The following is a 6,409-nucleotide window of genomic DNA, read 5'->3' on the forward strand; positions in this document are numbered from 1 at the left end:
TCTTCTTAGGCTGTAATTCGGGCGCCAAGCTGAACTGCAGTTATTTTGGTGAAGCGGCTCGACGGCTCTTGGGCCGGAAACGGATTGTCCGGATCTGGTGGCTGCAGCGTCGAAAGCCGACATTCCACGCGCGACCAAAGGCGGTCCCTATGGTGCTGCTGGCCCCCTTTCGCAAGCAGTCCTTCCATCAGACTATCTATGGCTCGTGTCGATCTCTGAACATGGGGCCTTTCTTTGGTACAGATTTCCCGAAGGCAAGATGCGCGGACTTTGGACGCTGCAATTCGATTGATCTTGGGCAAGTTGCGGAACAATCTCAGCGCGATACCGCTCTAGTGTTATCTTTTTAGGAGATTAACCATGGTGGACACCCCACGAAACCGAACAAGTAGCTCTCAGCACGGCGACGTAGCCGATGATCTCAAGGGCGACGCCCGCGACCTCAAGGAAACGGCGACCAGACAGGGCGAAGCGAAGGCCGCCGAAGAAAAGGATCGGGTCGGACGCGCGGCGCATTCCGCTTCTTCGGCCATGCAAACCGCCGCCGACGAACTGCAGGGCGACGACCGGGCACCCGATTGGCTTGCTTCTGCATTCAGCAGCGTGGCACGCGAAGTGGACGGGCTGGCATCGCGATTGGAGAACAAGTCTCCGCGTGAACTGGCTAACGAAACGCGCCGGATCGCCCGCGACAATCCGTCAGCCTTCCTCGCTGCATCGGCTGCCGCCGGGTTCGCTGCCGCCCGCTTCCTTCGTGCCGGCGCCGAATATCACGACGACTACGATGTCGGCCAGAACGACAGCGACCGCAGCGACGCTTACCAGACACGCGGAACCTATGGTGCTTCGACCGGCATAGCTGAGAACACTCCGGCCACTACCGGCGCCTCGACCACTCCCACCGCGGCGACGGGCCTGGGTGATCGCGAAAAGACCGTGGCACAGGCGCGCACCAGCGTTGCGTCTTCCCGATCAACAGGAGAAACGCGATGAGCCAGATCGACAACAGAACCGACCGCGCGACGACGCCCGGCAGAACCGACGACAATGTCGTAGATTTGCTTGGCCGTCTCACCAGTCAGAGCGCGCATCTGGCGCAGCAGCAGGTCAATCTCGTCCAGGCGGAGATGCGCGAGTCCGTGGCAGACATCCAGAAATCGGTTGCGAGCCTTCTGGGCGCAGCGGTGTTCGGCATAGCCGGTCTCGGTGTCACGTTGATGGGCATTGCCTATTTGATCGGCGACGCCATCGACGACCGCGATCTGGCAACCCTGCTGGTCGGCCTTGCAACCCTCATCCTGGCTGCCATCCTCTATGGCGTCGCCCGAAGCAAGATGAAGGCAACCAATCTCAAGCCGGAGCGCACGATCGATACGGTCGAACGCACGCCTGATGCGGCCACCGGCGACCTTACCCATTCCGGAGCAAAACGATGACCCAGAACCAAACTCGCGACCCCGACGCCATCGAAGCCGACATCCGCCGCACACAGGAAAACATGAGCGAAACTGTCGATCGGATCGGCGACCAGATGTCGCCGCGCAAACTGTTTGACGCTTTGCTAGACAAGGCGGACGAGAACGGCATCGACGCGCGCTACATCCTCGACGGTGCCCGCCGCAATCCGCTCGCCATGGCGCTGATCTCTGCCGGTGGCATTTGGCTGGTCAGCGATTACGATGCCAAGCCATCGGCGTTCACATCCAATTCCGGAAGCGACGGCGTTTCGAGCAACGCGTACGATTACGATCCCGATCATCGCGGCTATGTCGAACATATGTCGCGTATCGAGCGGCAGCCCGACGAAGACGACACGATCTATCGCCGCCGTCGCGACGAACATCGCGGAACCTATCTGATGATCGAACGCGATCACGACGAGGACGACAAGTCCTATCGCAAGCGGCTCGACGACGCGACCAACCGCATGCGCGAAAAACGCGACAGCTTTGCCGATAGCGCGCGCCAAACGCGAAGTGACCTGGCTAAACGTGGTCGGCGCACGATGGACAAGGGACGCGATGCCTATAACAGCAATCCGCTCGTCGGCGGGCTGGCAGCGGCCATCGTCGGCGCCATTGCCGGATCGGTGATACCGTCGTCGCAAACGGAGCGCGAAAAGCTGGGCCCCCAAGGTGCCAAGACACTGGACCAAGCCAAGGCGAAAGCCCGCGAGGTTGGCCGCGAAGCACGCGCGAAGAAGGACGAAGCGGTTGCCAAGGCCGACCGCGAGATGGAAGAAAAAGGGCCGGCGTAACGCATTGCCTGCTCGCCAGTTGCGCCAGTCCGATCGAGGTTTCATCTCTGTCGGGACTGGCGCACGGGTATTGAGCCCGGATGCATCGGGCAATTGTCTGAAATCATGCCGGCGGCATCAAACGGTGTTCGCCGGTCTGACGCGTTAGATCACCTTAGGATAATTCGACTGGCAATCTATGACTTCGACTGACGAACCACGTGGGCGCACGGCAAAGAAACCTTCGCACATTCCTGCGAAAGGCTGGAAGGACATCCTTCTGAGAACGAAGGACGAGCTCGAAGCCGACCATGTTTCGGTCGTGTCCGCAGGCGTCGCCTTCTTCGGCATGCTCGCGCTCTTTCCCGCGATCGCCGCGATCATCCTGATCGCGGGATTAGTCGTTGATCCGATGGTGGTCGAACAGCAGATCGAAAGTTTCGCCGCCGGGCTACCGCAAAACGCAGCCGAAATACTGGAGAACCAAGCCCGCAAGGTTGCCGCCGGCGCGAACACCACGTTGGGCTGGGCTGCGCTCGGCAGCATTCTCTTCGCGATCTACGGCGCGTCGAAAGGCGTCAAAACGCTGATGGTCGGCATGAACGTCGCCTATGACGAAGACGAAACGCGTGGCTTTCTTCGGATCAATGCGACAGCCCTTGTGCTGACGGTTCTCATGGTGCTCGTCCTCGTTATCGCGATGGGCCTGATGATCGTCCTGCCCCTGCTTGCCGACGGACTTGGACTGCCGTCCTTCATTCAAACCGTTGTATTCTATGGCCGGTGGGTGTTATTGGCTCTTATCGCTTTTGGCGGGTTGTCCGTGCTCTACCGATATGGTCCCTCGCGCGATGCGCCGGAATGGCGCTGGGTCACGCCGGGTTCGGTCGCGGCGGTGACGGTTTGGTTACTCGCATCGATCGCCTTTGCCTTCTACGTGCGGAATTTCGGTAGCTATAACGAAACCTACGGGGCGCTCGGCGGCGTTATCGTATTGCTGATGTGGTTATGGGTGTCGTCATACATCGTGCTGCTTGGTGCAGAACTCGATTCCGAAATCGAGCACCAGACCCGCCTCGATACGACGGTCGGACCGAACGAGCGGATGGGCAATCGCGATGCCATCAAAGCCGATACGCTCGGGGAAGAAAAAACCTGAACTGCCGAACGCCGAATGTTGGGTTTGGCAACCCCGCATACCATTGCACCGGACGGGATTTCGGGGTCTGGCCCGGATTTCGGTGAGAACCATGCGAGAACGGTTGCGTAACGCCGTCATTCTGCTTGTGTCGCCGATTGCACTCTGCCCTGTCGGTGCTTAGCTATTCATTCGAGGACCAACCGCCAAACCCTTGCGAGCGTATAAATGACTTCACCGAGCAGCGATATTGATACCTGGTTCAACAGCTTCGATCGGCTTACTAGCGTCGCTATCGGCGCGGTCGTGTTCTATATCCTGATCGTTGCGATGACCCGCGTTACGGGCAAGCGCACGACCAGTCAGATGAACAATTTCGACTGGATGGTGGCCGTCGCGGTGGGGAGTCTCGCGGCCTCGGGTATCTTGCTTAAAGATGTCAGTATAGCCGACGCTGCCTTGGGTATTGCAATCATGTTCGCGCTTCAGTGGGCGACGTCCTGGCTGGTGCTGCGCAGCGATGTTTTCTCCAAGCTTATCAAGGCAGAACCGCGCATGCTGTTGCACAAGGGCGAACTACAGAAGGACGCGATGCGCGCCGAACGCATCTCCGAAGCCGAAATCTACAACGCTTTGAGGCAGAAGGGGCACCTGAGCCTCGACGATGCCAACTGGGTAATCCTTGAAAATGACGGAAAGTTTTCGATCATCCCTCGAGACGATACATCCTTGGACAATGCGCAGTTGATGAAGGACGTTGGACCGGGCGGCTCGTAACGTTGTTTGCATGCATCTCGCAAACGGTCGTTACATCGAGCCAGATGAAAACCATGTTCCTTGCGAACCATTTCAGTTCATAAGTGACCGCAGCTTCGGAATGTCGTGCGGGAACCCCAACAGCAGCTACCACAACTCAATCTAATTGCTTGCGTGGCCGGAACTAAAGCGCGCTTTGTTGTCTTCAGCATCATGAACGAATGACCGCTTTTGGACAGTCCGAGCAACCGCTGGAAAGACCAAGTTGGGGCGCTTTGCGGACCGACCGCTCATTGTCAGAAGCCACCATAGCGTTCGTGCTAAAGTTCTGATGTTCGAACACCCCTTGTGCACTGCCTGGGGTGTCTACGATAGACCTTAGCTGACCACCCCTAGCGTACAGCAACAAAACAAATTGTTAACTTAGCCGTGCAACACTACACCGAAAGGAGCAATTGGTGCGCAATTTTCGGGAAGAGGCTCGGTTGGATGCTTTGCATCAACTCAAACTGCTAGATACTCCGGCAAGCGAGAGCTTTGACCGAATCACGCGAATGGCAAGTCAGATTTTTGACCTGCCAATTGCTGCGATCTCGCTGACGGATCGGGACCGCCAGTGGTTCAAATCACGTGTCGGTATCGATCATTGGACTATCCCGCGCGAAAAGGCACCTTGTGCCGAGGTCGCCGAAGCGACCAGGCCGCTAGTCATTAAGGACTTTCTTGCTGACCCAGGTTACGCTGACAGCTTGCTGGCGCGTAACGGGACGCGATTTTACGCCGGCGCTCCGCTCATTACCAGCGAGGGTTACGGCCTGGGCTCGTTGTGTGTCCTGGGCACCGAGCCGCGTGAGGCGTCCACAGCCGAGTTGAGGGCGCTTACCGACCTTGCGGCGATGGTGATGACGCAAATCGAACTACAGCACGCGTTTGGTCGGATCGATCCGGTCAGTGGATTGCCCAACCGCACCCAGTTTCGAGATGACTTGATCGACCTTACGGGTGACCAGCCCGGTGACAGGCGCTTCGCTGTCGTGGTCGATCTCGCGCGCGATGATCAGGTCGGCAAAATGATGCGCGTTCTTGGTAGCGGGCGGGTGGATGAGATGGTTCGAGAGGCTGCGCTCGCGCTTCGCGAAGCACTTGTGCCTACCAGATCTCTTTATCAGGTGGGGGCCACTCAATTCGCCTTCCTCTCTCCGGCTGGAGTTGGGGAAGCAGCCTATATGAAGATGCTGCAGACCGAGTTCGAGCGGATGCGGGCGTCGTCTTCAGTGCGCTTCGTGACCAGCCTTGCCGTGGGGGTTAGCCCTTTCACTATAGGCGTTGGATCGGCCGACGACATCCTTCGCGGCGCCGTCAGCGCAGCACAGGATGCCCGATCTATAGATGAAGCAATCAGCCTTTACTCTGCCTCCCGCGACAGAACTCATCGCCGTCAGTACGGCCTGCTCCAGGATTTCGGTGAGGCGCTGGAAGCGACGGACCAACTTCGGCTCGTTTTCCAACCTCGGATCGATCTGGCTACTGGACAGTGCGTCGGTGCTGAAGCGTTGCTACGATGGCGCCATCCAAAGCTGGGCGAGGTTTCGCCCGCTGAGTTCATTCCCTTAGTAGAGCAAACATCTCTGGCTCGAGCGCTCACGCAATGGGTGCTGGATGCTGCACTGGACCATTTGTCAACTTGGGTAGTGCGCGGCATCGGCCTCAAACTTTCTATCAATATTTCGGCTGCCAATCTTGCAGAAATCGACTTCATCCAGCGAATACAACTAGGCCTGCTGAAACGTCATCTGCGGACCGATCAGCTAGAAATCGAGCTTACCGAGAGCACGATAATGGATCAGCCGGATCAAGCGCTGGGGATACTGCGGGAACTCGCTTCGATCGGCATCTGCGTAGCAATCGATGATTTTGGGACTGGCCAGAGCAGCCTTGCTTACTTGCAAAAACTGCCGGCTCAGGTCGTCAAGATCGATCAGGCTTTCGTGCGCGATCTTGTTCAGAACCATGGGCCGGACTTCGACTTGGTAGAAACCATGATCAACCTAGGTCACAAGCTGGGTTACCGGGTAGTCGCTGAAGGGGTCGAAACCGCGGAAGCGGCTGAGATCTTGGCTCTTGTCGGATGCGAGGAAGCACAAGGTTTCCTGTTCGCGCGGCCAATGGAAGCCAGACAATTCGAGGGCTGGTTGACGGCATCTAGGGTTCGTGGACAAACCTTGCATACCAGCAATCTGTCGGTAAGTGCGGAGAGTGATCAATTAACTTTCGGGGAG

Annotated in this window: 6 protein-coding genes; all 6 read left to right on the forward strand. The window is 58.0% G+C overall.

Features of this window, described 5'->3' with window-relative positions:
- Positions 1-360 precede the first annotated feature (360 nt).
- Positions 361-993 carry a hypothetical protein gene (locus tag Q0897_RS15795; RefSeq protein WP_299310366.1) on the forward strand — a complete coding sequence of 211 codons (633 nt, stop codon included), beginning with the start codon at positions 361-363 and terminating at the stop codon, positions 991-993.
- The gene (locus Q0897_RS15800) at positions 990-1,436 is read left to right on the forward strand and encodes a phage holin family protein (RefSeq protein ID WP_299310367.1); all 447 of its coding nucleotides are present in this window, start codon (positions 990-992) and stop codon (positions 1,434-1,436) included. The genes Q0897_RS15795 and Q0897_RS15800 overlap by 4 nt, the downstream gene beginning before the upstream one ends.
- A complete protein-coding gene (locus Q0897_RS15805) occupies positions 1,433-2,257 on the forward strand; it encodes a DUF3618 domain-containing protein (protein ID WP_299310368.1) in 825 nt (274 codons plus the stop codon). Before Q0897_RS15800 ends, Q0897_RS15805 begins: the two co-directional genes overlap by 4 nt.
- 178 nt (positions 2,258-2,435) lie before the next feature.
- The gene (locus Q0897_RS15810) at positions 2,436-3,395 is read left to right on the forward strand and encodes a YihY/virulence factor BrkB family protein (protein WP_299310369.1); all 960 of its coding nucleotides are present in this window, start codon (positions 2,436-2,438) and stop codon (positions 3,393-3,395) included.
- A gap of 207 nt (positions 3,396-3,602) precedes the next feature.
- Complete coding sequence (locus tag Q0897_RS15815) at positions 3,603-4,151, forward strand: YetF domain-containing protein (protein WP_299310371.1); 549 nt, start codon at positions 3,603-3,605, stop codon at positions 4,149-4,151.
- A 437-nt stretch (positions 4,152-4,588) separates the two neighbouring features.
- Positions 4,589-6,409 (forward strand): sensor domain-containing phosphodiesterase (locus tag Q0897_RS15820; RefSeq protein WP_299310373.1); only part of this gene is annotated, 1,821 nt, incomplete at its 3' end.

Origin of the sequence: uncultured Croceicoccus sp., from assembly GCF_947496385.1 — a bacterium.
Lineage (GTDB): Bacteria > Pseudomonadota > Alphaproteobacteria > Sphingomonadales > Sphingomonadaceae > Croceicoccus.